We start from the raw sequence: 25,858 nt of genomic DNA, 5'->3' as shown, positions 1-25,858 counted from the left end.
GTTGTCCGGCCATGAACTCCCGCCAGCGCCGCGGCGTGATACTCCTGCTCCTCTCGGTCCTGTGCGCCTTCGGTGCCTTCGCCGGGGTGCTCTCGGTGATCAGCGACGTCAACTCGAAGGTCGGGCCCGAGGTCTCGGCCTACAAGGTGAAGACGAACATCGCGCCTTATACCGCCCTGCGGAGCGAGCAGTTCGAGAAGACCACCATGCCGAAACGCTGGCTCTCGGCCAACGCCGTGACGGACCTCTCCGAGGTCAACGGCAAGATCGCCCTCACCAACCTCAAGCAGGGCTCGCTCCTCCAGTCCGACATGATGGAGACGCGCCCGGCCCTGCAGCCCGGTGAGCAGGAGATCGCGATCATGATCGACGCCGCGACCGGCGTCGCGGGCAAGATCACCCCTGGTGCCACGGTCAACATCTACGCGACCTTCGCAGGCGAGAGCCAGGGCGAGGCGGCGCAGTCGAAGGTCATCGTCTCCAACGCGAAGGTCCTCGACGTCGGCAAGCTGACCGCACTGGAACCGGGCCGGGACAACAAGACCGCCCAGGGCACCGAGGCCGTACCGATCACCTTCGCCCTCAACACGCTCGACACCCAGCGCATCGCGTACGCGGAGTCGTTCGCGGAGCACGTACGTCTCGCGCTCATCGCCTCCGGCAGCGACAGCTCCATCCGTCCGGGCGACCGCACCTACACGCTCGACAAGGACAAGTGAGGATTGGATGACCACGAGGATCCTCCCGGCCGTCGGTGACGCCGACGCTTCCAGATCCGTCACCACCCTGCTCAGCCAGCTCCCCGACGCGGAGCCGGCCGCTCCGGTCGGCGACTCGACACAGCTCATCGACACGCTCGCGCGCCTCGCGAGTGAGTCGCTCGACGAGCTGCCCGAAGTCGTGCTGGTTCACGAGCGGATCGGTCCGGTGCCGGCCCTGGAACTGATCCGGGAGGTATCCCTGCGCTTCCCCGCCGTCGGGGTCGTGCTCATCACCGCTGATGCGAGCCCGGTCCTGTTCTCCGCCGCGATGGACTCCGGAGCCCGTGGCCTGGTCACGCTGCCGCTGGGGTACGAGGAGCTGGCCAACCGGGTCCAGTCCGCCGCTCAGTGGTCGGTCGGCGTACGCCGCCACCTGGGTGCGAGCGGCGATGTCTTCACCGGGCCCGGCGGCACGGTCCTCACCGTCAGCGGGGCCAAGGGCGGAGTGGGCGCCACCGTCACAGCGGTCCAGCTCGCCCTGGCGGCCCAGGCCTCCGGCCGGACCGTCGCACTCGTCGACATGGACCTGCAGTCCGGGGACATCGCCTCGTACCTGGACGTGCAGTTCCGCCGTTCCATCGTCGACCTGGCGGCGATCAGCGACATCTCGCCCCGTGTGCTGTCAGACGCCGTGTTCAGCCACACCAGCGGGCTTGCCCTGCTGCTGGCGCCCGGCGAGGGCGAACGGGGCGAGGAGGTGAGCGACCGGGCAGCCCGGCAGATCGTCAGCGCGCTGCGCTCGCGCTACGACATCGTGGTCATCGACGGCGGCAGCCAGATGAACGGCGCCAATGCCGCGGCGATCGAGATGGCCGACATCGCGCTGCTGGTCACGACACCGGATGTGGTCGCGGTACGCGGTGCGAAGCGCCTCGTGCGCATGTGGGACCGGCTCCAGATCCGCAAGGCGGAGGAGACGACGACCCTCGTCAACCGCTACAACCGCAACACCGAGATCCAGCCTCCGCTGATCCAGAAAATCACCGGAACCCGGATCGCGGGCACGGCAATTCCCGCTAACTTCAAGGAACTTCAGGGTGCCGTCGACGCGGGACGCATGCACGAACTCGAATCGAAGAGCGTCGTCAAACAGGCGCTCTGGGCCCTGGCGGGCGAGCTCGGTCTGGTGAAGGCGCCGGACAGCGCCGCGAGCGGCGCGAAGTTCCGAAACGACCGAGGCTCGATCGGCCGCCCACGCAGACGGGGCGACTCCGCGGGCCGTGGCAAGACCGACTGAGGGGGCAGGTTGATCCATGGCAACCATGGAGATGGCGGAAGCAGGCATAGGCAGGAAGCGTGACCGCGACCGCGGACAGACCGCGATCGAATTCGTCGGGGTGACGCCCCTGATCATCCTGCTGCTCATCGCGCTCTGGCAGTGCGCGCTGATCGGCTACACGTTCAGCCTGGCCGGCAACGCGGCGGACGTGGCGGCGCGGGCGGGGAACGGGTCGCAGTGGAACCCAGACGCCGCCTGCGAGCAGGCGGCGAACAAGGACCTGCCGGACGCCTGGCAGACCGACGACATCGATTGCAACAGCGGGAACGAGCCTGGCCTGTACAGGGTCAAGGTCCACCTGGCCGTACCCGTCCTGGTACCCGGCGTCCTCGACTGGGGCCCGACGATCACCGGCGAAGCCGCCTCGGCGAAGGAGGGCTGACCATGACCGGGAACAAGCGAAGGTCCGCCCGCGACCGCGGCCAGGTCGCCTTCGAGTACATGGGGTTCATCCCCCTGCTGCTCCTGGTCGGACTCTGCGCCATCCAGCTGGGCATCGCGGCGTACGCGGTCAATCAGGCAGGCACCGGCGTCCGGGCGGCAGCGCGCACAGCCAGCCACGAACGCCCGGACATCCCACCGACGCTGGCAGGCCAGCGGGCCATGAGCGAGTGGATCTCCAAGAACGACAACGCCCACTTCGAACCCCCGGCGTACGGGGACGACACCGTGACGTACACCGTCAAGGTCAAGATCCCGTCGATCATTCCGTGGATCGACGACTTCGGCACTGCCACCCGCAGGTCCACCATGCCCCTCGACTGACGAGTCCTCCCTCCCTCGCCCCCGCACCGCACCACCCGCAAGCCGGACCTAGGAGTCAGCAAAATGAGCCTGAGGGCACGCATCACCGCCCCCGAGGAGCACGGTGGGGGGCGGGAGGACGGCCACATGGTCGCCTCCTACCGGGCCAAGCTGCTCGAGGAGATCGACCTCGCGGAGATGTCCTCGCTGGCCGCTGCCGACAGGCGGGCCCGCCTGGAGCGCGTACTCGGGCACATCATCAGCCGCGAGGGACCGGTCCTCTCGACGATCGAGCGCTCACAGCTGATCCGCCGGGTCGTCGACGAGGCCCTCGGCCTCGGCATCCTGGAACCGCTTCTCGAAGACGCGTCCATCACCGAAATCATGGTGAACGGACCGGACCAGATCTTCGTCGAGCGCAGCGGCAAGGTCGAACAGCTCCCGATGCGCTTCGGCTCGCACGAACAGCTGATGCAGACCATCGAGCGCATCGTGTCGACCGTCAACCGGCGCGTGGACGAAGCGAACCCGATGGTGGACGCCCGCCTCCCCAGCGGCGAGCGTGTCAACGTGATCATCCCGCCGCTCTCCCTGACCGGCGCCACGCTCACCATCCGACGGTTCCCGAGGGCCTTCACCCTTCAGGAGATGATCAACTTCGGCTCGCTCGACGAGCAGATGCTGATCCTGCTCTCGGGGCTCGTCCAGGCCAAGCTCAACATCATCGTCTCCGGCGCCACCGGCACCGGCAAGACGACCCTGCTCAACGCGCTCTCCGGGCTGATCCCCGACAACGAGCGCATCGTCACCATCGAGGACTCCGCCGAGCTCCAGCTCCAGCAGAACCACGTCATCCGGCTGGAGTCCCGCCCGGCGAACGTCGAGGGCAAGGGCCAGATCAGCATCCGCGACCTGGTCCGCAACTCCCTTCGTATGCGACCCGACCGCATCGTCGTCGGTGAGGTCCGTGGCGGCGAGTCGCTCGACATGCTCCAGGCGATGTCGACCGGTCACGACGGCTCCCTCGCGACCGTGCACGCCAACAACGCCGAGGACGCGCTGATGCGTCTGCAGACCCTGGCGTCGATGTCGGAAATCAAGATCCCCTTCGAGGCGCTGCACGACCAGATCAACAGCGCCGTCGACGTGATCGTCCAGCTCACCCGGTTCGCCGACGGTGGTCGAAAGATCACCGAGATCGCGATCCTCGACTCGCACGGACGTGACAACTACCGCATCGTCAGCGTGGCCCGCTTCATCCCCCAGCCGATGGCGGCGGACGGGCGGATCTACGGCCAGTTCCAGTACCTTCCGCTCCCGCGCAAGATCGCCGATCGCCTCTACATGGCCAGCCAGCCCATTCCCCAGGCCTTCGGCGTCGCCTCGTCCGACGAACAGCTCGCCACCCGAGAGGCCAAGTAGGTACCGCGCCATGACCAATCTCCCCCTGCTCACGATCGGCGTCACGCTCGTCTGCGGCGTACTCGGCGTCATGGGCCTGCACGCGTACGCCGGCGGCAAGGCCGACCGCGACGCGCTCGTCGACCGCCTCTCGCACACCGGACAGATCGAGACAGCGGGTCGCCACCGCCGCTTCCAGGGCATCGACCGGAGGCTGCGCAAGACCAAGCTGGGCCGCAGGATCGAGCTGAAGCTCGCCGCGACCGGACTCGAGATCACCCCGGGCGAGTTCTTCGTCTACGCACTCGTCGCCATGGCGGGTCTATGGATGACGGCCTCGTCCGTCCTGGCCTCCTTCTTCGGCCCGGTGGCCGCCCTGATCGGACTCTGGGGCACCAACGCTTTCCTGAACTGGCAGCGGACAAAGCGCACCGACCGCTTCATCAACCAGCTCCCCGAGCTCTCCCGCATCCTCGCCAACGCCACCCAGGCCGGCCTTGCCCTGCGCACCGCACTCTCCATGGCGGCGGACGAGCTGGAGGACCCCGCGGGTGAGGAGCTCGCCCGCGTCGCCCGCCGCCTCAGCGTCGGTGAATCGCTCGACGATGCGCTGAGCGAGCTGACCGAGCGGTTGCCGTCCCGTGAACTCGTCGTCCTCGTCACGACCCTCGTCCTGTCCAACCGGGCCGGCGGTACGGTCGTCAGCTCCCTGCGCAACCTCACGGAGACGCTGGAGGAGCGCAAGGAGACAAGGCGTGAGGTCAAGACGCAGCTGTCGCAGGTGACCGTCACGGCCTATGCGGTGCCGGGCTTCGGTTTCGGCGCCATGCTCCTGATGAACGCGGTGATGCCGGGTGCCCTGGACCGCATGACCGGCGCACTCATCGGCCAGGCCGCCGTCATCGTCTCGCTCATCCTGTACGCGATCGGATTCATAGTGATCCGCCGCCTGTCCCGTATCGACGTCTGAGAGGAGGAACCGAGATGGATCTGATACTCGCACTCGTTGTAGGTCTCGCCGTGTACGGAGCGATCGCCGGCATCCGGATGTACCGGGCCGACGCCAAACTCCCCGGCGACCTCGCCATCGCCCTGGAGGTCGGCTCCACCCGCACCAGCGCGGTCGGTTCCGGCATCGACCGGATGGGCATGCGGTGGGCCCCCGCGGTGCTCAGGATGATGGGCCCGAAGTCCGTCAACAAGAAGCGCCGTCAGATCGACATGGCCGGTAACCCCGGTGGTCTCACCATCGACCGGTACGCTGCCCGCCGCGCGGTCTACGGGGCTCTCGGTGCCTTCGGTGCCCTGTCGATGCTCATGCGCGGCCAGATCTTCATCGCCGTCCTGCTCCTCGCCTTCGGCGCCTTCTGGGTCGAGGTCGGCATCTGGTCGGCCATCCGGGTCCGCAAGGAGCACATCGAGCGCACCCTCCCCGACTTCCTCGACGTCCTCGCGGTGGTCGTCTCGGCAGGCCTCGGCTTCCGCCAGGCACTGGAACGGGTCGCGGAGAAGTATGAGGGTCCCTGGGCCGACGAACTCAGGATCACCCTGCGCCAGATGGACATGGGCGTCAGCCGGCGCCAGGCTTTCGAGGAACTGCGTAAACGCAACGACTCGGAGCAGGTCGCCATGTTCGTGACCACGCTCCAGCAGGGCGAGGAACTGGGCGCGCCCATCGTGGACACGCTCATCCAGATCGCCAACGACATGCGGCGCACGGACGCACAGAACGCGCGGCGGAAGGCGGCCAAGGCCGTCCCGAAGGCGACCTTCGCAGTCACCTCCTTCCTGCTTCCCGGCACCCTGGTGCTGCTGACGGTCGGATTCGTGTACGGGGCGAACGTCGACTTCTCGTTCCTCGGCGGATGACCTGCATGACGGGGATGATGAGCATCACGAGCAGGGGGAGGTGACAGGCGCATGGCATTTCAACTCAGCGACTCACAACCGGGATTGACGAGCGAGGTGCGCCAGGCACTGGCCAATCCGGGCGCACGGCCGGCCTTCGCGATCCAGCTCAACGCACTCCAGGCCATGTGCCGTCAGGTGTTCGGCTTCCGGCTCGCGATGACGGCCATAGCGACGCCGTTTGCGATCGACCGCACGGCACCGGGCCTCGCGACCTGGCTGATCGGGGCGGCCATCCTCGTCACGTTCATGGGCTCCTACGTGCTCTTCCGCGACTGGGAGCGCTTCGGCCCGCTCTTCCTGCGCCACCCCTGGCTGCTCGGTGTCGACGCCTTCTTCGGCGCACTGCTGCTGATCACAGCCACGCCGGAATCCACCCTGGCGTACGTCACGGTCTGCACGCCGCTGCTCGCCGGGCTCGTCTACGGCTGGCGGGGCGCGGCGGTCTTCGCAGCCCTCCAGACGCTGATCATCTTCGGGGTGTACGGCACCGACGAGAAGCTGCAGGCCAGCGAGGCCACCGCACTGCTCCTCCCCGGTTTCTGCGTGATCGCCGGGGCGGTCGGTGTCACACTGCGCAACCTGCTTCTCCGCTTCGGTACGGCGAGCCAGGCCCTCACCGAGACCCGGGCGCGGCTGGCCGTGAACGAGGCGATCGAGGGCGAACGCACCCGATTGGCACGGGAGATGCACGACTCCGTAGCCAAGACCCTCCACGGTCTGGCGCTGGCCGCCGACGGCCTGGCCAGCTCCTCCGACCGGATGGACCCGCTGACCGTCAAGCACCAGGCCGAGCTGGTCGCCCGGTCCGCCCGCCGTGCGGCGGCGGAATCCCGCGAACTGCTCTCGGACCTGCGACGAGAGTCGGGACTCGACGGCGGCATCGACGTGGTGGACGAACTTCGCGCACGCACCGACGACTTCACCCGCCGACACGGCCTCACCGCCGCTTTCCGGATGCTCAACGAGAATTCGGTCCCGCTCGTGCCGCAGGTGGTGGCCAGGCAACTGCTCACCATCGCCTCCGAGGCGATGGAGAACGCCGGCCGCCATGCCCGCCCCACCTACCTCGTCGTCCTCGTCGGAGTGAAGGGTGACGTCCTGCGCATCAGCGTGTACGACGACGGGCACGGACTGCCCGAAGGCACCACGCTCGACGACCTCAGACGCGCCGGTCACTTCGGGCTCGTCGGCATGGTCGAACGCGCCGCATCCATCGGCGCCCGCATCCGCATCGGCAGAGGCAAGGCAGCCACGGGCACGGAAGTCCGCCTGGACCTGCCGATGGCCGCCCTGACCCAGGCAGAACCCGTACCGCCGCCCAACTGACCCACCACCCCACAACCGTCCCCCACAGATCCTGAGAGGAGGTCGCAGAATGCCGGACGACGTCTCACGCGCCTCGGGCCAGAACTGGGCCGCACAGCAGCACGCCTCCCAGCACACGTCCTCGCATGCCACACCCATCAACTCCGAATCCAGCTCCCCGGGGTTCCCCGTCCCCCAGCAGACCGCGGCATCCGGAGCCATGCCCGCCTTCCCCGCTGCCCCCGAGCAGCCCGCGCGCGGCCCGCTGCGGGTCGTCGTCGCCGACGACAACCCCGTGGTCCGGGCCGGACTGGGCGCCCTGCTCTCCGGCCGCGACGACATCGAGGTCGTCGCCGAGGCAGCGGACGGCCGCCAGGCCTATGACATGACCGTGCAGCACCGCCCGGATGTCGTGCTGCTCGACGTCCGCATGCCGGGCGTGGACGGAATCTCCGCCCTGCCGCACCTGGTCAGGGTCGCGCCCGTGATGATGCTGACCTACAGCCGCGAGAGCGAGATCGTCCACGAAGCGCTCCGGCTCGGCGCGAGCGGCTACCTGGTCCACGGCGAGTTCACCGCGGACCAGCTCGTGCAAGCCACGCGCGACACGAAGAGCGGCCGGGCCCACTTCACGGCCACGGCAGCGAACGCGCTCCTGGCCCACATGCGTCAGGGCCCCGGGCCGCAAGGCGCGCCGCTCCCGGAGGGTCTCGGCGCGGCCTTGACCTCCGGCGTTCCTTACCAGCAGCCCGGATACGGCGGTCGCTCCCCCGGATCGCCACAGCAACACGGTGCGTATGCACATTTGCCCGCCCCTAACCAGGCCCCGCCTGGGGCGCCACCGGGCGGATACTTGCAGGGTCTTTCGCATCTGCAACCAGGTATGGCACAGTCTTCGGTAACTGGGGGGTCAGGTACGCCTCCTGACAGGCAGCAGTACGGGCTGAGTTCACGGGAGGTGGAGGTCATGGAGCTGATCGCATCCGGCATGAGCAATCAGCAGATCGCCGCCACCTGCTTCATCAGCGAGAAGACGGTCAAGAACCACATCAACCGCATCTTCACCAAGCTGCACAGCGGCAGCCGCAGCGAGGCCATCGCCCGCTGGCTCGGCACGGCGCCGGCTGCCGGACCTGGTGCACGGGGGGACAGGTAGTCGTGGCTGACCGGGGGAGAGCACGACGCGTGGTGAGTTCGGTGCCTGGGGCCCAGTCCCTGGCGCCCGGGGCCCACCCTGACGATTGGGCCCGGGAATGGGTCCTGGGGCCCTCTGGTGGGCATGGTGTTCCGCCGTATGTTTCTCATGTCGCAAACGGCACCGGCCAGGAGGAAGCCGGTAACGGGAGTGACAACAAAGGAACTTGCGAGTCGGCCGAGCATCGGCCGGCCGAATCTGGAGGGGAACACCATGTCGAACATCACCCTGAAGACCGCCGTCCGCGTCAACGGCTGGGCCAACACCGCCGTCTCGAAGATCCAGAAGCGCTACGAGACCGCGGACCGCGGCCAGACGGCCTTCGAGTACCTCGGCATCATCCTGGTGGTCGTCGCGATCATCGGTGGCATGGTGGCCTCGGGTATCGGCAGCGCGATCACGACTCGCATCACCGGTCTGGTGAGCTCCATCACCGCCGGCTAGTGGTACCGCGTCAACGTAGCGACGCAGGGCAGGCCTTCCCCATCTACATTGTGATGGTGGCGGGCCTGCTCTTCCTCGCGTTCGCTTTCTTTGCTGTCGGTCAGGCCTCCGCGAAACGCAACGGTGCCCAGGGTGCTGCGGATGCCGCCGCCCTCGCTGCTGCCCAGGAAGCTCGGGACGAACTCTCTGTGCCCTTCCTCGCTGCTCTGCGGACACCCAACGGTCTTGACGACTTCCTGCGATTCCACCAGTACGGCTGGGACGGATGCGACAAGGCCGCGAAGCTGGCATACGACAATGGCGCTCACCTCGACGGGGACCCTCTCGTCCCCAGTGGGTGCTACTGGCGATCGGGGTATCTGCAGGACCGAGTCACCGCAAGGGTCAAGACTCGCGAGCCCGTGGGCAAGAGTGTGATCCCTGCTACGGAGACCAAGTACGCCACGGCGACGGCAACGGCAGTGATCGAGTTCCGGTGCACTTTCAAGCCCGCGCCCGAGTCCCCTGATCCCGACCCCGGGCAGGGCGATGGCAACGGCGACGGTGAGGGTGACTCGGAGGAGACCCCCGGCCCGTTTGAATTCAGATGTGACGGCCAGCCCATCAAGATCGACCTGGGCGACCCTGATCCCTTGGCCGGCCTGACCCAGTTGCTCTTTGCCGTGCACTTGATCGACGACTGACAGCGAACGACGAGTAAAGGAAACTGAACCCATGAGCATTCGGCGTACCACGAAGTCCCGAAGGGTAGTGGCGTCTGTCTCGTTGGCGGCGGCACTGGCCTTCATCGTCACCGGTTGTGGGGGCGACGACGGCGGAAAGTCGCAGGACGCCGGCTCATCGACGCCTTCGAAGTCCTCCGAAGGAGACAAGGGGGCCGGAGGCGACGACACCGCTGCCGGCGACAACGTCGATCCGAATGCGAAGCTGGCGGAGGCCAAGGGGCAGGGCGGCCTGACCTTTGTCGTCAATCAGGTGAAGCGCGACTCCGGTGGCTTCATCACGGTTCAGGGAGTAATCAAGAACGAGGGTGATCAGCCTAAGAACACGGCTGGTTGGGCCGGTTCGGAAAGCGCCGTGGTGGCCAAGAACCCGAACTCTGTCGCGGGCGCCACTCTGGTGGACAAGGTGGGCAAGAAGCGTTATTACGTGCTTCGCGACACGGAGTCCCGCTGCCTCTGCACTACCGGAATCCTGCCGCTTCAGCCGGGCAAGTCGACACCGGTGTTCATGCAGTTCCCGACGCCTCCGGCCTCCACGAATGAAGTCGACTTCACGCTGCCGACCTTCGCCACCACCTCGCTGAAGATCTCTGGGTGATGGCCAAGATGAACACCATTCGTACGCGGCGGAGGCCCAGTCACGCGGCAGGCCGCGCCATCGCAGTGGCAGTACTACTGGCCGGCACCACCGTCTTCGGCGCGACAACGGCCCTGGCCGACGACGGTCCGAGCGTGCCTCCGGGCACCGAGGCCTCGTCCGAGCCGCCGGTAAAGCTCGACAGTAACGACCCGGACCTCAAGATGCCGGAGGGCGGCACGCTCGCCCCGGGCAAGGTTCTCGACATCATCCAGGTCATCGAGGACGAGGGCGGCGAGGAGCGCCGCGAGGACACGAACGCAGACATCAAGTTCGCGCTGCAGGCCGAGGTCCTGTTCGGCAAGGACAGCGCGAAGCTGAGCTCTGCCGCCAACTCCCGTATCGCGGCCATCGGCGCCGAGATCAAGAAGCAGAACGCCACCAAGGTGCGCGTCTTCGGCTTCACCGACAACCTCGGCTCCTCCGCACACGGTGACGTGCTCTCCAAGCAGCGCGCCGACGCGGTGCAGTCGGTGCTGGTGAAGTCCACCGGCGCCGACGTCACCTTCGAGATTCGTGGCTACGGCGAGCAGTACCCGATCGCCGACAACAGCACGGAAGAGGGCCGCAAGAAGAACCGCCGCGTGGAGGTCTCCTTCCCGCGCGGCAGCGCTTCCTGAGGCACCGGCAGCAACTTGGGCCCGGCACCACACGTAAGTCGTGGTGCCGGGCCCTTGTCGTCAGAGGAGATGGTCAGCCTTGCCCGCCTTGATGTCGCGGATCATTTGCTGGAGTGCCTCACGGCTGTCGGTGACATATTGCTCCTCCTGGCCGAGAACGGCGATGAATCCATTGCCGTCCGAGTCGGTGCCGAGCCTGAAGCAGTTGTTTCCCTCACCGCAGTAGGGCTCTTCCCAGTTGATCTCTGACATGTCGGACGTCCTCACAGTTGGCCGGCTATGGCGTGGACGAGGTCTCGCGACTCGGCGGAGGAGAGCGATGCCTGCTCCATCCAGTCGAGATGTGCCCGGTACTTGGTGAGCTGCCCATCTGCGTGCATGAACTCCGGGCCGTGTGCGGAATCGAGTTGCACGGTGTCCAGTTGGGGTACGGCACCGTGGGCGTACAGGAGCGCGTGACCGGCTCCGGGGAAGGCTCCGCGGCTGATCGGTACTACGCGGATGTCGATGTGATCGCGCTCGGACGCGTGGCAGAGATGGCGGAGCTGTTCCTGCGTGACCTGTCGGCCCCCGAACTGCATCCGCAGAGCTGCTTCATGGACGTATCCGACGTAGGGGGTCGGGCTCTCTCGTTCGAGTACCTGCTGCCTCTCCATGCGGTGAGCCACCCGCAATTCGATCTCCAGTCGCGACAGCGCGGGCAGTACGGCGCCGAACACCGCGCGGGCGTACCCGTCGGTGTGGAGCAGACCGGGGAGGTGCACAGTCTGCGCAGTGCGCAGGCGCGTTGCGTGCCATTCGAGTTCGGCGATGTCCAGGAGACCCGAAGGCAATGTGCCCCGGTACTGCTCCCACCATCCTCGGTCGCGTTGTTCCGCCATGTGCGCCAGCGCCTCGACATAAGAGTCATCGGCACAGGCGTAATTGCAGGCGAGAGTCCGTACGCGAGCGGGGTTCACGGGGCGGACCCCGACCTCCATGTTGGAGACCTTCGTCCGGTCCACTCCAAGTAGGCCGGCCGCATACGCGGTGGTTGCTTCGGCGGCGAGCCGCATCTTGCGTAGCTCAGCTCCTAGCCGCTTCTGACGCTCGCTGGGGGTGGAACTGCTCGGCATGGGCCCCTTCTTCCGCCGACGGTGGACACAGTCTGTCTCTGCAGGGGCGTGCCAGTCCAGAAGTGAAGAGGCAATTGCCTCCAAGTCTGTGACACGAGTGCCTGCGCTGCGCTACTTTAGGTGACGCACCGCTTACGCGGCGACGAGCTGGAAGTGCATCGCGCGGTCCTGCCCGCAACCTCCTTCCCTGGAAGGGGCGGGTCCGCGTCAGGGAGACAGGCCACTGCTCGTCCGCAACGCGAAGCCATTCGTGCGCACCCATGAGGAAGAGAGACACCGCCAACTCGCCGCCCTTTACAGGGGAGTCAGCCATGAACTCATCTCCACTCACCGCACTCTGCCCGGCCGTAGGCGCCGAGACGTGGAGTCCAGCCCACCCACGCCCCTATCTGCGCCCGAAAACTCAACCCGGGAGCGGGCTCACGCTCAGCTTCACCCTTCCCGGCGACGCCCGCAGCGCTTTCGTCGGGCGTACGGCGATCGCCGCCGCTCTGGAAGCACACAGCCTCGCCGGGTTCGTCTGGCCAACCACGCAGGCCGTAGCCGAACTTGCTGCCGTGGCAGCCGGGATGAGCCCGGGTCGAGAGCTCTACGTATCCCTGCGTCACCGCGACGAGGCGATCCGGCTTCTCGTCTGGGATCAGCATCCGCGCCACGTCGAACCGGACGTGGCCGCGCTCTGCGAGGTGCGGCGGCGACGGGCCCTGTGGTTGCTCGCGGCTGTCGTCGAGGACTGGGGAGGCGAGTGGGGCACGTGCGACGCAGTGCAGCCGCAGGTCGGCGTGAAGGGGTGGGTGGTTTTGCCGCGCTGAGGTGCAACCGGAGGGATTGGGTTGCGATCGCGGCTGCCCTGATAGCCGTGACCCAGGTCCGCGGAGCCAGATCCGGAGAGGTCATATAGCCCAGGCCGGGGGAGTTGTAGTTCCGGGGATCGGAGGCCCCTCGCTTTCGGGGACCCAGCGTCGCGGTGAGGTGGTCAACTCCCGGCGACCAAAGGGGTTCTGCCGGGTTTGGGCCCAGTAACCCATGGCGCCGAGGTGCGCTCGCGTGTTCGGATGAGTGGGGTGGCTGGAACTGTCGTTCAGTGTTGGCCTGTGGGGGCTCATCGTGGCTGGTGCAGGGGGATTCGCCGGTATACGCGGCGACGGTGCCGTGTTCGCTCCGCCGGGGAGGCAGCCGCTGCCGCAGCCTCTGCAGGCCGTGCTGCTGCTCGTCAGGGTGCTGTTCGCGTTCACGGTCGTGGGTGGCATCGGCGTACTGACCCTCGCCTCTTCACTCAACGCCGTCGACGGCGAGCTGTTCGGGCTGCTGCTGTACGCCGCGTTGCCGGGCGTCGTCGGGTTCGTCCTGTCGATGTACGTGCGGACCGGCGGCATCTGGGTCTGGCGCGGCCTCCTTGCCGTACAGGTATGGCTGACTCTCGGCGCGCTGGCGACGCTGGGCAGGGGGGGCGGGCAGGGCCTGCTCCAGTTGGTGATGCCCGTCGCCGTCATGGTTCTGCTGTTCCGCGCCAGCTCGCGCGACTGGTTCGAGCTCCGGCCCGATCAGCGGCAGGAGCGTCGGCCGTTCAGCATCGCGCGGATGATCAAGTGGCGCCGGGACGGCGGCCAGACCGCACTGGAGTACCTGGGTCTGGTGCTGGTCGTCGTGGCGCTCATCGGCGGTCTGGTGGCGACCGGGATCGGCGGGCAGCTGACCGGCGGGATCCGCAGCGCGATCTGTGATTTGACCGGAAGCGCCTGTCCGGCCCCGGGCAGCACGGATGTGGAGGCCGGGGACGGTTCGGACTCCGGTGGCGCGGACTCGGCGGGTGGTGCGGACGCCGGTGGGGCGACGGTGGCCGGCGGTGCGGAATCGGGGGGCGCGGCAGCGAACGGCGGTTCGGGTGACGGCGGTTCGGCCACGGGCGGCGGTTCGGTCACCGGCGGTGGTGCTGACTCCGGAGGATCCGCGGCTTCCGGCGGTTCGGAGTCGGGCGGTACGGAGTCCGGCGGTACGGATTCGGGTGGCGCGGGTGCCGGTGGCGGAGACGGTTCGACCGGTGGGGCTGGGGGTGCAGGGGGTGCCGGTGGGAAAACCGGGTCGGGCGGGTCCGATGGGGCAACCGGGTCGAGTGGGTCCGATGGCGGCTCCGGCTCGGGCGGAGCCGACGGCAGTACTACGGCTCTCCATGTCGACGAGGGCGGCGACGACGTGGACACCTCCGAGGGCGCCGACGGCGATGACTCGGACGACGGTGACGGCGACGGCGAGAAGAAGAAGGACGGTGAGAGCTGCACTTCCGGTATCGGTGCGTTCTTCTCCTGCGCCGGGCACCAGACCGGCGGGTTCTTCAAGGGACTGGGCGCCGATGGTTTCTGGGGTGATGTGACCGGCACCGTCGACACGGTCATCCACCCCGTCAAGGCGTGGAACGGCATCAAGGACTACGGCAAGAGCCTGGGCGACCAGTGGAGCAAGGACACGAAGGGCGCGGGCGACAAGTGGTCCAAGGGGGACTACTTCGGCGCTGCCTGGGACTGGACGAAGGCGTCCGGGTCCACCGGGGTGAAGGTCGTGGACGACATGTTCATCGGCGACGAGGTCCGGGACATGTGGAAGGACGGCAACGAGGGCCAGGCGATCGGCACCGGGTTCTGGAACGTCGGCTCGCTGTTCATTCCGGGATACGGCGAGGCCAAGCTGATCGGCAAGTTCGGGAAGCTGGGCAAGCTCGGGAAACTCGGCAAGCTGGGCAAGCTCGGTGAAGTGGCCCAGAAGGCGTCGGAAGCTGCCGCGAAGGCCAAGAAACTGGCCAAGGTGGGCGATGTCGAGGGCGCGGAGAAGGCCGCCAAGGAAGCCCAGAAGCACGCGGACGACGCCGCGGACGAGGCAGGGCTGACTGGTTGCACGGTGGGGATGGGCGGTCGCACGCGCATCCCGTACGGCGGTGCCGGAGCGGGCGCGGGGGTTCCTGGCTCCGGCGTGGGCGTCCTGGCGGCCATGCGTACGTCGGTCCCCGTCGGTCTGCTGGCCGGGAAGCCGTGCGACGAGGTCGACCCCGAGAAGAAGGCGGCCGCCGACGAAGCACAGAAGCAGGCGGACGATGCCAAGAGGGTCGCGGACGCGGCCAAGCGGAAGAAGGAGCTCGAGAGGGCGAAGAACACCCCGAAGCCTGCGTGGTACAAGGACCTGAAGAATCCGCGGGCAGGCCTGAAGGACAAGGGTGACGGGGCCTGGAAGAAGATAAAGGCGGGCGTCTGGAATTACCCGACCGAAATGGGCGCGCGCTACCAGGAGCAGATTTCCAAGGTGGGGCGCGGAAAGGAATACAGCGTTCCGCTGGACAAGCTCAAGGGGAAGGATGTCGACTTCGACGGGTGGGACTCCGCGAGGGGGACTTATTTGGAGGCGAAGTACGGGTACAAGGGTAAGGACTTTTACGACGCGGAGACGGGTCGGCTCACCTCGACGATCGCTAAGCGGTGGCGGGACCAGGCAACGCGCCAAGTGGACGCGGCACGCGGAAAACCGGTCGAATGGCACCTGTCCGATCCGGACGTGGCTGAAGCGGCGAGGGAAATGTTCGCTGATGCGGGTATCAAAGTTAAGGTGATCAACACCGCCGGTGATGTGACCGGGTAAGCGGCCATCAGGCCTCGGGTTTCTGATGGGTGAGCAAGGAGAGTGTTGTGCTGAAGGTAGTCGTCAATGGTTTCTGGGGCACTCGGGAAGAGGATCCGAAGTCGATTGCCTCGCGGTGGTACGTCACGCTCACGGAGTTGAAGCGTATTGATGGCGTGAGTTTCCACGCCTGGCACGAGGCGGTTGACGACCTGCCGTCCGATCCGCTGCTGTTGCCCACCGTTTCGGCGCTGACCGACTACATCAAGCGGGAGAATACCGATCCGGACGTCGATGTGATCGGCTACGGAGCTTCCCTGTGGGCGCATAATCGCGGCATGCCACAGGTTAATTCGACGATTCGCGCCGGTGGTTCATCCGAATACGTGACCAACTCGATCTCGATTTCGTTTCACTCACGCACGGTGGACGAGACGGCGGACGTGATTCGGCGTACCCCTGAGATTCTGCACATCATCGCGGAGGCGTGGGAGATCGACGCCGGCCAGGTGTACAACAGGACCCAGTACCGGGCCGTTTCCGAGCACTTCGACCTGGAGAATCCAGATCCCCGTTGCGGCCGAGCCGTCTATCTGTCCGAGCGCCGCGCGGCGCTCGCACCTGAGGGGCTGCCGGGGACGTATTCGCGGACTGCGGCAGGTGGTTTGGTCATCGACCTCACGCGCGGTGGTACCGAGTCCCCGACCGACGAGACGATCATCGAGGTCAACGCGGCGCTGAGGGCGGCCGGCGCGTTGGAGCCCCTGCCCACGCCGTACGACAGGCCCGTCTTCTGAGCCCCGGGTCCGGGCTCCCGGTTACCGCGCTGGCAGGCGGCGGTTCACGTTGACCGCCGCCTGTCAGCGTTGACAGCTGATCGGCGTGTGCGTGTAATGGAGGCGGTGTCGCGTGACGCCGGTCAAAGAGCAGTGGGCCGACCGGCAATCGGGCGAACACCCTTCACTCAGGGGTCCGTTATGAGTCCATACTCCGCGCCCTGCATCTGACGTAGCGAAGCCGCACCCTCCCCTTTCTCCCTCCCGGCATCCTCGCGTGCGCTGTCCGCGGGCTGCCGTGTCCGGTGGGAGGCTGTGCGGCCGCGTCGTCCTGCGCACGTCATCACCAGCCATGACCTGAGTCACCAGTCACCGCACTGCGGACTCACGCATCTTCCGGAGACACAGAACCGTATGCCCACATCTTTCAATGAATCCGTCATCGAGGAGTTCCGCGCCAACGAGGGAAAGGTCGGCGGCCCCTTCGAGGGCGGGGACCTGCTTCTGCTCACGACCACCGGCGCAAGGTCCGGGGCCGAGCGCACCACCCCCCTCGGCTACGTCCGCCACGGCGGACTGCTCCTGATCGTCGGGTCCAACCTCGGCGCCCCGCACCACCCAGGCTGGTACCACAACCTGCTTGCCCACCCCGTGGTGCGGGTCGAGACCGGAACCCGAACCTTCCAGGCCCTCGCGGTCCCCGCCGAAGGGGCCCGGCGCGACGAGCTGTTCGCGCACGCGGTGCGGTCGGCCCCCGGATACGCGGACTACCAGGCCCGGACCGAGCGGTTGCTGCCGGTCGTCGTGCTGGAGCGCGCCGAGCCCGACGGGTGGGACGCGCCCGGCGAAGTGACCACGCTCGCCGACAAGCTCATGGAGGTTCATACCTGGCTGCGCGGCCAGTTGCGTCAGGTGAGGTCCGAGGCCGACAGTCACTTCGCCGGGCGCGCGGTCCATCAGGGCCCGGGTGAGCCGCCGGCGCCCGGTCTCGGGCTGCAGATCAGGCAGCGCTGCCTGGCGTTCTGCCAGGCCCTGGAGTTCCACCACACCAGCGAGGACGGGCACCTGTTCCCCGGGATCGCGCGCCACCACCCCCACCTGGGCGACACCTTCGTCCGGCTGCTGGACGAGCACCGCACCGTCGCACGCATCCAGGCAGCACTCGTGAACCTGCTCGCCGACATCGCCATCGCCGAACCGCAGCGCTTCCGCGCCGAGCTGTCGGCCATGGAGGAGGAGCTGAACGCGCACCTCGACTACGAGGAGGCGACGCTTCTCCCGCTCCTGGCCGACGTCCCCTGGCCACCGGTTCCTCCCTCGAACGCCGCCCCGGACGGCGGCAGCGGGGCGGCGGGGGAGGATGCGGCGAGGTGAACAGCAGCGCCTGAACGCTCACGGGTGAGTGAGCGTGAAGCCGCCGGTCCTCACCCCCGCCGGGTGACGGCGTCCTGCCACGACGTAGGCGCCCCGGGTCCGGACCCGGCCCGTGGACCGGGTCCGGACCCGGCCTCCGCCGCGGTGGCCTGGACGAGGAGCCTCAGCGCGGCCTGGGAGGCGGAACCCGGGACCGCGGTGACCATGACGAGGGACTGGTCGGGCGCGGATGGTGCCGTCAGCGTCTGCTGCCTGACCGTCAGCGAGCCGACCAGCGGATGCCGCATCTCGTACTCGGCGGTGTCGCAGGCCCGCACCCGGTGGTCGGCCCACATGCCCGCGAACTCGGCGCTACGGGTCGTCAGTTCACCGATGAGCGAGGTGAGCCGGGCGTCCTGCGGATGCCGTCCCGCGACCAGCCGCAGATTGCCCACCACGGCTCGTGCCTTCGCCGGCCAGTCGACGTACAGCTCACGGATGTGGGCGTCCAGGAAGACCAGCCGCGCCATGTTCGGCCGGTCCGCCGGGCGTTCGGGGCCAGTCGGGTCGACATGCCCGGCCAGCAGCGCGTGTCCCGCCGTGTTCCAGGCCAGTACGTCACTGCGCCGCCCGGTCACCACGACCGGCACCTCGTCCAGGGCCCGCACCAGGTCGCGTACGGCCGGAGCCAGCCGCTCCGCCGGGGGCCGGCGGGGTGCGCCCCGGTGGCGGCAGGCGGTGGCCAGGTCGCGCAGGTGGAGCCGCTCGGTCTCCTCCAGGTTCAGTGCCCGGGCGATCGCGTCCAGCACCTCCACGGAGGCGTGGCAGGAGGCCCCTTGCTCCAGGCGCGTGTAGTAGGAGGAGCTGACGCCCGCCAGCAGCGCCAGCTCCTCACGCCGTAGTCCCGGAACCCGTCGGCGGTCTCCGTAGGTCGGCAGCCCCACGTCCTCGGGCTTCAGCTGGGCCCGCCGCGCCTGCAGGAAGGCGCCGAGCTGTCCGTGTGCGTCCATGACCCCGAGTATCCGGCGCCGAGGGCACACACAGCCTGCCCCTGCCGGGGATAGGCAGAGCCGGGGCTGGTTGCCCACGGCCGGCCGGACACACAGTGAGGCCTCGGCGAGCCCCGGCCGCCCAGCGGCAGGACCGCCTGTCACAGCCATCCACGACGCAAGGAACCGACGTGTCAACGAAGTTCGCAAGGAACGCACTGGTCGCCGCCATTACCGCGGCCACCCTCGCTGTCGGCTGGCCCGGTTCGGCAACCGCTGCCGCAGCGCCGCTGTCACACGCTCGCATCGCCGAGCACTTCGACCTGGCCGGCGGGCAGATGCCCGAGAACATCGTCCTGGAACCGGACGGCAGCATCGACCTGTCCTTCTCCGCCGCCCGCCGGATCGCCCGGATCACCCGCGACGGAACGGTCCGTGTGCTGGCGACCCTGCCCGCCCCGGCCGACGGCGGCGTGCACACCCCCTCCCTCGGCTTCCCCCTGGTCACCGGCCTGGTCAGGGACGCCCACGGCACGCTGTACTTCCTGTACGCGACCGGCACCGCCGACCTCACCGGCGTCTGGCGGCTCACCCCGGGAGGCACCCCGGAACGCATCGCCGCGCTGCCGGCGGACGGCCTGCCCAACGGCCTGGCGCTGGATTCCGGCAAGCTGTACATCACCGACTCGGTCCGCGGCGTCATCTGGCGCGTGCCGGCCCGCGGCGGCACGCCGAAGGTCTGGGCGGACGGCGCCGAGCTGGCCTCCACCGGCTTCCTGGGCGCCAACGGCCTGAAGGTGCACAACGGCGACGTCTGGGTGTCCAACATGGACCAGGGCACCGTGCTCCGTTACCCGGTGAGGAGGAACGGCTCGGCGGGCGCTGTCGAGGTCGTGGCCGAACAGCTGCCCGGAATCGACGACTTCGCCTTCGTCGGACGCGGCGACCGGATCCTCGCCGCGCTCGACCAGTCCGACCAGGTCGCGCTGGTGGAGCCCGACGGCTCCCACACCATCGTGCTCAGCGCCCAGGACGGCCTGCAGAATCCCACGGCGCTCGCGGTGCGCGGCGACACCGTGTACGTGACCTCGGCCGCCTACCTCACCGCGAAGGACCCCAACCTGGTCACCGCCCGCATCCAGCAGCACTGCTGACGGGCCTTGCCCGGCAGTGGTTCTGACCGCCCTGCCCTGCCAGGCAGCAGTCCTGACGTACTTGTCCACGACCGGGTCACCGCGGGCCGGCGAGGCCGTCAGGCCTCCCGGCCGGGGTGGACGGCTGCCCAGCCCGCCTCGATCAGGTCGAACGCGGCGTCGAAGGCCGGCCCGGTCCCGGCATCCGGCTCCGGTACGTCGGCCCCATCCGCCCCATCCGCCCCATCCGCCCCGGCGACCCAGTCGCTCCGGTCCGGGGCGTTGGCCGTACGGGTGGCCAGCGCGGGAACTTCGAGAGCGAAGTGGGCCAGCGCGGCGCAGTGCGGGTCGCCGACAGGGGCGCCGACAGCATCCGCGATGGCGCGGGCGAGGGCGTCCTGGTGGCGCATCCACATGCGGTGGGCGTACGCGGAGAGGGCCGGTGTGCTCCTGACGAGGCCGGCGAACTCGCTGAACGGGGTGCCGGAGTCCTCCGCGGCGAGCCGTATCCGCTTGATGTGCGCACGCAGGGCCTGCGGTACGGAGAGGCCCGGGGCGCGGTCGCGCACGGCGGCGACCAGGGCGGCCTCCTGGTCGTCCTCCTCGTCGAAGACGAGCGCCTCCTTGCCGGTGAAGTGCTTGAACAGCGTCGTGGTGGACACGTCCGCGGCTTCGGCGATGTCCCTGATGGACACCTGGTCGTAGCCGCGGTCGAGGAACAGACGGAGGGCGGCGTCGGCGAGGGACTGGCGGGTGGCGGCCTTCTTGCGCTCGCGGCGTCCCATGGGCTCGGTCATGTGCGCAGCGTACCAAGTTTAGTGATCGAGTGAATAAGTTGACTCGTTGCACTTTCATATCGGGTGTGCTTTTCTGATTGCGGTGGTCGGCGAGGCAACGCCCCGGCCGGCACGGGAGCCGGGACCTGGACCCGAGGCGGGACCCACCTGCGAACCGGCAGACGAACCGTCATATGGCGGCAGCGTGCGATCCGGCCTGCGGACACCGCCGCGGCTCCTCGGACCGACCCCGGCACCCCTCGATTCCTCCATGGAACGGAGCACCGTCATGCACACCACGCCCCACACCCCCTCTCCCACCCCGCCCCCCATCGCGATCATCGGCGCCGGCCCCGGCGGCCTGACCTGCGCGCGAATCCTTCAGCGCCACGGCATCCCGGTCACCGTCCATGACGCCGACGCCTCGCCGCTCGCCCGGGACCAGGGCGGCACCCTCGACATGCACCCGGACTCCGGCCAGGCCGCGCTGCGGGCGGCCGGGCTGCTGGCGGAGTTCGCGGCGCTGTCCCGGCCCGAGGGGCAGCAGATGCGCCTGGTCGGGCGGGACGGCACAGTTCGCTTCGACGCCGTCCCTCCGGAGGCGGTCGACGGTGACGGCAACCCCGAGATCGACCGCGGCCGGCTCCGTGAGCTGCTGCTGGGCTCCCTCACCCCCGGGACCGTGCGGTGGGGCCACAAGCTGGAGCGGGCCGAGCCGCTCGGCGACGGCACCCACCGCCTCCACTTCGCCGACCGGACCACCAGCGAAACCCGCCTCGTCATCGGTGCCGACGGCGCCTGGTCACGCGTCCGGCGACTGCTGTCCGACGCGCTGCCCGTCTACACCGGCGTCACCTTCGTCGAAGCCGGCCTCGACGACGCCGACACCCGCCATCCCCGGCTCGCCGCCCTCACCGGCGACGGCACCATGATGGCGCTCGACAACAACCTCGGCCTCGTCGCCCAGCGCAACAGCAACCAGCACATCCGCGTCTACGTCGGACTGCGCACCGACCGCGACTGGCACGAGCGGTCCCGGGTCGCCCTCGACGACACCGACGCCGTGCGCGCGTACCTGCTCTCGCGGTTCACCGGCTGGAGCCCCGACCTGCTCGGCCTGATCACGGACACGGACAGCGGTTACGTCAACCGCCCCCTGTACGCCCTGCCCGTTCCCCACACCTGGCCGCACACCCCCGGGGTCACCCTCCTCGGCGACGCCGCCCACCTCATGTCCCCGTTCTCCGGCATGGGGGCCAACCTGGCCATGCTGGACGGCGCCGACCTCGCGCACGCCGTCGCGAAGCAGCCGACCCTCGACGAGGCCGTCGCCGCGTACGAGGACGTCATGCTGCCCCGCTCGGCGGAGGCAGCCGGCGGAGCCGTCGAAGGGCTCGACGGCGCCTTCGCCCCGGACTCCGCCCAGCAGGTCCTCGCCCACATGACCGGGCACCACTGACGAAGGGGCCCATAGGGTTGCCCGCATGACACGGCACGTGGAATTCGAGCGCCTGCACAACTTCCGTGACCTGGGCGGTTATCGCACCCGGGACGGCCGCACCCTGCGCCGGGGGCGGCTGTACCGCTCGGACTCGCTGGCCAAGCTCCAGGGGGCCGACCTGGAGCGCTTCCGCGCCCTGGGGATACGTACCGTGATCGATCTCCGCTACCCGTGGGAGATCGAGGCCAAGGGACGGGTGCCCGCCGCCGACGGGCTCGTGTACGTCAATCTCAGCGTCGAGCACCGCCCTTACGACCAGGCGGAGATCGACCCCGCTCTCGACCCCTGGCGGTTCCTCGCCGACCGGTACGCGGAGGTCGCCCTCGACGGAGCCGTGGAGCTCAGGCAGGCGCTGGAGACCATCGCGGCCGAGGACTCCCCGCAGGTCTTCCACTGCGCCTCGGGCAAGGACCGCACCGGCCTCCTGGCCGCCCTGGTGCTCGCACTCCTGGGGGTCGAGGAGGACGTCATCGCCGAGGATTTCGCCCTCACCGAACTGGCCACGGAGCGACTGCTCGCGGACTGGCACGCGGCCCACCCGGACCGGACCATGAAGTGGCCCGGCTACGGACGGGCGCCACAGGAGATCATGCGGCTGTTCCTGGCCGACCTGGCCGCCGAATACGGGTCGGTGCACGCGTACGCGACCGGACACCTGCGTGTCGATGAGGAGCTGATCGACCGGCTCCGCAAGCGCCTCCTCGACTGAGGAACGCGGTGGCGGGCCCGATCGCCGCCGCGGACCCCGCTCCGCGGTCGTCTCAGCGGGGCCCCGCGCGCAGGCGGGCGGCGCCCCCGGACCCTCCGACGGACGTGCGCGGGGGACGACTCGCACGCCGGGACGACTCCGCGGGACGAACCGGCGGGATAGAACGGCAGGATGCACCGGCGGACAGAGCGCACTGGCGGGCCGACCGGGTGGAACCGGCGGAGAGGACCGCGGGCCGAACGGCAGCAGGGACCGGCGGAACGAACCGGTCGGATGAACCGGTGTACCGGCGGCAAACCGGAGCAGAAGAGGATGGGCAGCACCCGGCGTCACCCCGCGTCCGCCCGTTCCGCGTCCCCGTTCCTCTCCCCGCCTCCCCACGCCCCCGCAGCCAAGGGGTGGCGCCCCGCCCCCGCTCACCCTCCTACGTCCCCGGAGCCTCCCCCGTGTTCAGCAAGATCAGCGACACCGCCGCCGGGACGCCGCCCCGGGCGGCCCGGCGTACCGGAGCCGCGCGGCGCTGGCCCGTCGCGCTGCGGCGGACGCCCGTCTCCCTGTGGAACGACGACCTCTCGGACTGGGCGGCGGCCCTGACGTACTACGCCATCCTCGCGCTGCTCCCGGCGCTCCTGGTGACGGTCTCCGTCATCGGACTGGCCAATCCCCAGGCCACGAACGCGCTGATCGCCGACATCACCGCCTTCGCCCCGGCGGAGTCCGGCGCCGCACTGCGCCAGCCGCTGGAGGCGGCCACGGAGCAGCGGACCGCGGTCTGGCTGCTGGTGGCGACCGGGACCGTCAGCGCGGTCTGGTCCGCGTCCAGTTATCTGGCCGTGTTCCGGCGTGCACTGCACGCGATGCACGGGGTGCGCGACACCCGGCCCGCGCTGCGCCAGGCGCACATCATCGTCGCGTCGGCGATCGGACTGCTGCTGCTCCTGATGACCAGTGCGTTCGCCCTCGTGCTCTCCGGGCCGCTGGCCCGCTGGCTCGGGCACCGGCTGGGGCTGGCACAGCTGGGGGACACGGTGTGGACGCTGCTGAAGTGGCCCGTCCTGCTCTGCCTGGTCGCCTGCCTGATCATGGTCCTCTTCCGGACCGGACCTGCGTCGGCGCGTGGGGCGCGGCAGGGACTGCCCGGCGGGGTGCTGGCCGCGCTGCTGTGGCTGGTGGCCTCGGCGGGATTCGCGCTGTACGCGACGTACGTCGGCTCCTACAGCCGCCTGTACGGGTCGCTGGCGGGGCTGGTGGTGTTCCTGATCTGGGTGTGGTTCACCAACCTGGCGTTGCTGGCGGGTGCCCAGTTCAACGTGGAGCTGAGCCGGGCGCGGTGCGACGGCACCGACACCCGGCCCGGCGGTCATGACGAGGTCACAGCGCGGCCATGACGGGCCCCGGCCCGGCCGTCGCCGGGCGGGGCTTCCCGGCCGCGCGGGCTAGGACCCGGTGGTGCGGGCTAGGACCCGGTGGTGCCGTCGACGATCTCCCGGATGATGTCGATGTGGCCGTTGTGCCGGGCGGTCTCCTCGATGAGGTGCAGCACGATCCAGCGGAGATCGGGGTGGCTTCCCTCCAGGCGCGGCAGTTTGGACTTGGTGTCCAGGTCATGGGCGGCGACGAGCTCCCGGTAGCGGGAGTTCTGCTCCTCGTACTCCGCCAGTACGTCGGCGAGCGGCAGGTCGACGGCGATGCGCATCTCGCGGTCGGGATCCTCGTCCGTCCACGGGCCCTCGTCCTCCCCGCCGAGGAACACGACCTCGAACCAGTAGTACTCGACCCAGCGGAGATGGTTGATCAGACCCGCGATCGTCATCAGCGGCGAGCCGGGCAGCGGGGCCTTTCGGGCGTCGTCCTGCGCGAGGCCTTCGCACTTGGCCAGCGCGGTCGCGCGGGAGTAGTCGAGGAAGGTGGTCAGCTGGGAGCGCTCGTCCCATGCGGAAGGCGAATCGGTGCGTGTCATCGCCGTACACCATCGCCGCCCGGTCGCCGCGCTGTCCACCGTTTAAGAGAGCGGGTCCCCCCTCCCTGACCTCCGGCGGTCGGTCAGGGGCGCGGCTCCGGGTCTCGCGGAGCGGGATGGCGCGGCCCGAGGAGGGCCACGAGGTCGGACCCTGCCGCCGGCGGGAAGGCCGGACGCCAGCCGAGCCGCCGGTAGAGGCGCAACGCCGGCTCGGCGCGCATCGAGGTGAGCAGCCAGCAACGGCCGTCCGTCGCGGCCCCGGTGACGGATTCCAGCAGCGCGGCCGCGAGGCCGGACCCCCGGGCCCGCGGGCCGAGGGCGAGCTCGTCCACTTCGAGCGCGCCGACCAGCCACGCGGCTGTCCGCTCCGGACCCAGCGCCGCACTGACGCGCGGGTAGCTGCGCACGTCGGGGAACGGACCGGGTGTGGTCCAGGCCGTCGCGAACCCCACGACGGACTCGACACCACCGCCCTCGCCGCTCCGGCAGCGGCCGTCGTCGTCCCTGCCGCGGTCCCTGCCGAGGCTCATGTCGTCGTCGCGGCTCAGGGCGACCGCGGCCACGAATCCGGGGCGTGCGGCATCCTCCGCCAAGCGCTCCACATAACCGTCGGCCATGCCGGGGTCCTCGTGCCAGGGTGGCCCGGCGAAGGCCTCCGCGTACGTCTGCCGGATTCCGTTCGCGTACGCCAACACCTCTTCGCCGCACACAGGTTGGACCCGCATGGTCACCACGCGCTACCGCCTCTCCGTCGTACGTGCCGGGCTGGGGCGAGCTGCCCGCCTGCCCGCTTCGACACCCTCCGGCACCTTGGGGTCCACTCATGGGTCCGTGGGCCCACGCACCGGGCTGCGCGTCTCATTACGCTCATGATTGACCAACTGCGAGCCGTCCGACCGCTGATCAGGCGTGCTCCGGTTTTTT

General features: G+C 69.1%; 27 protein-coding genes. 21 read left to right on the top strand and 6 right to left on the bottom strand.

Translation table 11 applies throughout. The features are described from left to right. Positions 1 to 11: 11 nt before the first annotated feature. The 13 genes from cpaB (at position 12) to LNW71_RS10175 (ending at position 11,019) form a co-directional block, all read left to right on the top strand. Entirely contained in the window at positions 12 to 719 is a 708-nt protein-coding gene (gene cpaB / locus LNW71_RS10235; protein ID WP_250967964.1) for a Flp pilus assembly protein CpaB, read from the top strand. Between the two features lie 7 nt (positions 720 to 726). After that, positions 727 to 1,998, top strand: a complete 1,272-nt coding sequence (locus tag LNW71_RS10230) for an AAA family ATPase (protein ID WP_250967963.1) — start codon at positions 727 to 729, stop codon at positions 1,996 to 1,998. 16 nt (positions 1,999 to 2,014) lie between these two features. Beyond that, positions 2,015 to 2,422, top strand: a complete 408-nt coding sequence (locus tag LNW71_RS10225; protein ID WP_250967962.1) for a TadE/TadG family type IV pilus assembly protein — start codon at positions 2,015 to 2,017, stop codon at positions 2,420 to 2,422. 2 nt (positions 2,423 to 2,424) lie between these two features. Beyond that, on the top strand, positions 2,425 to 2,805 hold the full coding sequence (locus tag LNW71_RS10220; RefSeq protein WP_250967961.1) for a TadE family protein: 381 nt from the start codon (positions 2,425 to 2,427) through the stop codon (positions 2,803 to 2,805). 63 nt (positions 2,806 to 2,868) lie between these two features. Continuing rightward, positions 2,869 to 4,206 carry a CpaF family protein gene (locus LNW71_RS10215; protein ID WP_250967960.1) on the top strand — a complete coding sequence of 446 codons (1,338 nt, stop codon included), beginning with the start codon at positions 2,869 to 2,871 and terminating at the stop codon, positions 4,204 to 4,206. Positions 4,207 to 4,216: 10 nt separating this feature from the next. Beyond that, positions 4,217 to 5,155 carry a type II secretion system F family protein gene (locus LNW71_RS10210; RefSeq protein ID WP_250967959.1) on the top strand — a complete coding sequence of 313 codons (939 nt, stop codon included), beginning with the start codon at positions 4,217 to 4,219 and terminating at the stop codon, positions 5,153 to 5,155. A 14-nt stretch (positions 5,156 to 5,169) separates the two neighbouring features. Continuing rightward, on the top strand, positions 5,170 to 6,054 hold the full coding sequence (locus LNW71_RS10205) for a DUF5936 domain-containing protein (protein ID WP_250967958.1): 885 nt from the start codon (positions 5,170 to 5,172) through the stop codon (positions 6,052 to 6,054). A gap of 51 nt (positions 6,055 to 6,105) precedes the next feature. After that, positions 6,106 to 7,422: a histidine kinase gene (locus LNW71_RS10200; RefSeq protein WP_250967957.1), complete on the top strand. Its 1,317-nt coding sequence runs from the start codon at positions 6,106 to 6,108 to the stop codon at positions 7,420 to 7,422. A gap of 49 nt (positions 7,423 to 7,471) precedes the next feature. After that, positions 7,472 to 8,557 carry a response regulator transcription factor gene (locus LNW71_RS10195; RefSeq protein WP_250967956.1) on the top strand — a complete coding sequence of 362 codons (1,086 nt, stop codon included), beginning with the start codon at positions 7,472 to 7,474 and terminating at the stop codon, positions 8,555 to 8,557. A gap of 252 nt (positions 8,558 to 8,809) precedes the next feature. Then, positions 8,810 to 9,040 (top strand): hypothetical protein, encoded by a 231-nt coding sequence (locus tag LNW71_RS10190; protein WP_250967955.1) that lies wholly within the window; start codon positions 8,810 to 8,812, stop codon positions 9,038 to 9,040. Continuing rightward, positions 9,040 to 9,723, top strand: a complete 684-nt coding sequence (locus LNW71_RS10185; protein WP_308294471.1) for a pilus assembly protein TadG-related protein — start codon at positions 9,040 to 9,042, stop codon at positions 9,721 to 9,723. The genes LNW71_RS10190 and LNW71_RS10185 overlap by 1 nt, the downstream gene beginning before the upstream one ends. A 31-nt stretch (positions 9,724 to 9,754) precedes the next feature. Further along, complete coding sequence (locus tag LNW71_RS10180; RefSeq protein ID WP_250967953.1) at positions 9,755 to 10,360, top strand: hypothetical protein; 606 nt, start codon at positions 9,755 to 9,757, stop codon at positions 10,358 to 10,360. Between the two features lie 8 nt (positions 10,361 to 10,368). Further along, complete coding sequence (locus LNW71_RS10175; RefSeq protein ID WP_250967952.1) at positions 10,369 to 11,019, top strand: OmpA family protein; 651 nt, start codon at positions 10,369 to 10,371, stop codon at positions 11,017 to 11,019. A gap of 60 nt (positions 11,020 to 11,079) precedes the next feature. Here LNW71_RS10175 and LNW71_RS10170 read toward each other — a convergent pair whose 3' ends face one another. Together LNW71_RS10170 and LNW71_RS10165 are read right to left on the bottom strand one after the other, a co-directional pair. Further along, positions 11,080 to 11,271, bottom strand: a complete 192-nt coding sequence (locus tag LNW71_RS10170; RefSeq protein WP_250967951.1) for a hypothetical protein — start codon at positions 11,269 to 11,271, stop codon at positions 11,080 to 11,082. 11 nt (positions 11,272 to 11,282) lie between these two features. After that, positions 11,283 to 12,134, bottom strand: a complete 852-nt coding sequence (locus LNW71_RS10165) for a DUF5753 domain-containing protein (RefSeq protein WP_250967950.1) — start codon at positions 12,132 to 12,134, stop codon at positions 11,283 to 11,285. A gap of 311 nt (positions 12,135 to 12,445) precedes the next feature. Here LNW71_RS10165 and LNW71_RS10160 point away from each other — a divergent pair, with 311 nt between their 5' ends. The 4 genes from LNW71_RS10160 to LNW71_RS10145 all read left to right on the top strand — a co-directional run bounded on the left by LNW71_RS10160 (position 12,446) and on the right by LNW71_RS10145 (position 17,887). Next, complete coding sequence (locus tag LNW71_RS10160; protein ID WP_250967949.1) at positions 12,446 to 12,946, top strand: ATP-binding protein; 501 nt, start codon at positions 12,446 to 12,448, stop codon at positions 12,944 to 12,946. A gap of 340 nt (positions 12,947 to 13,286) precedes the next feature. Beyond that, entirely contained in the window at positions 13,287 to 15,758 is a 2,472-nt protein-coding gene (locus LNW71_RS10155) for a Tox-REase-5 domain-containing protein (protein WP_250967948.1), read from the top strand. A gap of 47 nt (positions 15,759 to 15,805) precedes the next feature. Then, on the top strand, positions 15,806 to 16,534 hold the full coding sequence (locus LNW71_RS10150) for an Imm52 family immunity protein (RefSeq protein ID WP_250967947.1): 729 nt from the start codon (positions 15,806 to 15,808) through the stop codon (positions 16,532 to 16,534). A 393-nt stretch (positions 16,535 to 16,927) separates the two neighbouring features. Further along, entirely contained in the window at positions 16,928 to 17,887 is a 960-nt protein-coding gene (locus LNW71_RS10145) for a nitroreductase/quinone reductase family protein (protein WP_250967946.1), read from the top strand. A 50-nt stretch (positions 17,888 to 17,937) separates the two neighbouring features. Here LNW71_RS10145 and LNW71_RS10140 read toward each other — a convergent pair whose 3' ends face one another. Beyond that, complete coding sequence (locus tag LNW71_RS10140) at positions 17,938 to 18,876, bottom strand: helix-turn-helix transcriptional regulator (RefSeq protein ID WP_250967945.1); 939 nt, start codon at positions 18,874 to 18,876, stop codon at positions 17,938 to 17,940. A 170-nt stretch (positions 18,877 to 19,046) separates the two neighbouring features. Here LNW71_RS10140 and LNW71_RS10135 point away from each other — a divergent pair, with 170 nt between their 5' ends. Next, a complete protein-coding gene (locus LNW71_RS10135) occupies positions 19,047 to 20,009 on the top strand; it encodes a hypothetical protein (RefSeq protein WP_250967944.1) in 963 nt (320 codons plus the stop codon). 98 nt (positions 20,010 to 20,107) lie between these two features. On the opposite strand, the gene LNW71_RS10130 is transcribed toward LNW71_RS10135, so the two are convergent. Next, complete coding sequence (locus LNW71_RS10130; protein WP_250967943.1) at positions 20,108 to 20,785, bottom strand: TetR/AcrR family transcriptional regulator; 678 nt, start codon at positions 20,783 to 20,785, stop codon at positions 20,108 to 20,110. 268 nt (positions 20,786 to 21,053) lie between these two features. Here LNW71_RS10130 and LNW71_RS10125 point away from each other — a divergent pair, with 268 nt between their 5' ends. The 3 genes from LNW71_RS10125 to LNW71_RS10115 all read left to right on the top strand — a co-directional run bounded on the left by LNW71_RS10125 (position 21,054) and on the right by LNW71_RS10115 (position 24,362). Beyond that, positions 21,054 to 22,223, top strand: coding sequence for an NAD(P)/FAD-dependent oxidoreductase (locus LNW71_RS10125; protein WP_250967942.1), 1,170 nt, complete (start codon positions 21,054 to 21,056; stop codon positions 22,221 to 22,223). 25 nt (positions 22,224 to 22,248) lie between these two features. Continuing rightward, a complete protein-coding gene (locus tag LNW71_RS10120; protein WP_250967941.1) occupies positions 22,249 to 22,974 on the top strand; it encodes a tyrosine-protein phosphatase in 726 nt (241 codons plus the stop codon). Between the two features lie 446 nt (positions 22,975 to 23,420). Beyond that, positions 23,421 to 24,362 carry a YihY/virulence factor BrkB family protein gene (locus tag LNW71_RS10115; RefSeq protein ID WP_250967940.1) on the top strand — a complete coding sequence of 314 codons (942 nt, stop codon included), beginning with the start codon at positions 23,421 to 23,423 and terminating at the stop codon, positions 24,360 to 24,362. A gap of 68 nt (positions 24,363 to 24,430) precedes the next feature. On the opposite strand, the gene LNW71_RS10110 is transcribed toward LNW71_RS10115, so the two are convergent. Together LNW71_RS10110 and LNW71_RS10105 are read right to left on the bottom strand one after the other, a co-directional pair. After that, positions 24,431 to 24,934: a DinB family protein gene (locus tag LNW71_RS10110; protein ID WP_250967939.1), complete on the bottom strand. Its 504-nt coding sequence runs from the start codon at positions 24,932 to 24,934 to the stop codon at positions 24,431 to 24,433. 83 nt (positions 24,935 to 25,017) lie between these two features. Then, positions 25,018 to 25,665 carry a GNAT family N-acetyltransferase gene (locus LNW71_RS10105; protein ID WP_374119519.1) on the bottom strand — a complete coding sequence of 216 codons (648 nt, stop codon included), beginning with the start codon at positions 25,663 to 25,665 and terminating at the stop codon, positions 25,018 to 25,020. Between the last annotated feature and the right edge of the window lie 193 nt (positions 25,666 to 25,858).

It is taken from the genome of Streptomyces sp. RKAG290 (assembly GCF_023701695.1).
GTDB lineage: Bacteria > Actinomycetota > Actinomycetes > Streptomycetales > Streptomycetaceae > Streptomyces.
The sequence above is the reverse complement of the archived record's forward strand: the minus strand, read 5'-3'. Positions and strand labels throughout refer to the sequence as shown.

Coding starts and splice junctions, on each gene's coding strand:
- cpaB (WP_250967964.1), top strand. CDS start 12: ATGAACTCCCGCCAGCGCCGCGGCGTGATACTCCTGCTCCTCTCGGTC.
- LNW71_RS10230 (WP_250967963.1), top strand. CDS start 727: ATGACCACGAGGATCCTCCCGGCCGTCGGTGACGCCGACGCTTCCAGA.
- LNW71_RS10225 (WP_250967962.1), top strand. CDS start 2,015: ATGGCAACCATGGAGATGGCGGAAGCAGGCATAGGCAGGAAGCGTGAC.
- LNW71_RS10220 (WP_250967961.1), top strand. CDS start 2,425: ATGACCGGGAACAAGCGAAGGTCCGCCCGCGACCGCGGCCAGGTCGCC.
- LNW71_RS10215 (WP_250967960.1), top strand. CDS start 2,869: ATGAGCCTGAGGGCACGCATCACCGCCCCCGAGGAGCACGGTGGGGGG.
- LNW71_RS10210 (WP_250967959.1), top strand. CDS start 4,217: ATGACCAATCTCCCCCTGCTCACGATCGGCGTCACGCTCGTCTGCGGC.
- LNW71_RS10205 (WP_250967958.1), top strand. CDS start 5,170: ATGGATCTGATACTCGCACTCGTTGTAGGTCTCGCCGTGTACGGAGCG.
- LNW71_RS10200 (WP_250967957.1), top strand. CDS start 6,106: ATGGCATTTCAACTCAGCGACTCACAACCGGGATTGACGAGCGAGGTG.
- LNW71_RS10195 (WP_250967956.1), top strand. CDS start 7,472: ATGCCGGACGACGTCTCACGCGCCTCGGGCCAGAACTGGGCCGCACAG.
- LNW71_RS10190 (WP_250967955.1), top strand. CDS start 8,810: ATGTCGAACATCACCCTGAAGACCGCCGTCCGCGTCAACGGCTGGGCC.
- LNW71_RS10180 (WP_250967953.1), top strand. CDS start 9,755: ATGAGCATTCGGCGTACCACGAAGTCCCGAAGGGTAGTGGCGTCTGTC.
- LNW71_RS10175 (WP_250967952.1), top strand. CDS start 10,369: ATGAACACCATTCGTACGCGGCGGAGGCCCAGTCACGCGGCAGGCCGC.
- LNW71_RS10170 (WP_250967951.1), bottom strand. CDS start 11,271: ATGTCAGAGATCAACTGGGAAGAGCCCTACTGCGGTGAGGGAAACAAC.
- LNW71_RS10165 (WP_250967950.1), bottom strand. CDS start 12,134: ATGCCGAGCAGTTCCACCCCCAGCGAGCGTCAGAAGCGGCTAGGAGCT.
- LNW71_RS10160 (WP_250967949.1), top strand. CDS start 12,446: ATGAACTCATCTCCACTCACCGCACTCTGCCCGGCCGTAGGCGCCGAG.
- LNW71_RS10145 (WP_250967946.1), top strand. CDS start 16,928: ATGCCCACATCTTTCAATGAATCCGTCATCGAGGAGTTCCGCGCCAAC.
- LNW71_RS10140 (WP_250967945.1), bottom strand. CDS start 18,876: ATGGACGCACACGGACAGCTCGGCGCCTTCCTGCAGGCGCGGCGGGCC.
- LNW71_RS10130 (WP_250967943.1), bottom strand. CDS start 20,785: ATGACCGAGCCCATGGGACGCCGCGAGCGCAAGAAGGCCGCCACCCGC.
- LNW71_RS10125 (WP_250967942.1), top strand. CDS start 21,054: ATGCACACCACGCCCCACACCCCCTCTCCCACCCCGCCCCCCATCGCG.
- LNW71_RS10120 (WP_250967941.1), top strand. CDS start 22,249: ATGACACGGCACGTGGAATTCGAGCGCCTGCACAACTTCCGTGACCTG.
- LNW71_RS10110 (WP_250967939.1), bottom strand. CDS start 24,934: ATGACACGCACCGATTCGCCTTCCGCATGGGACGAGCGCTCCCAGCTG.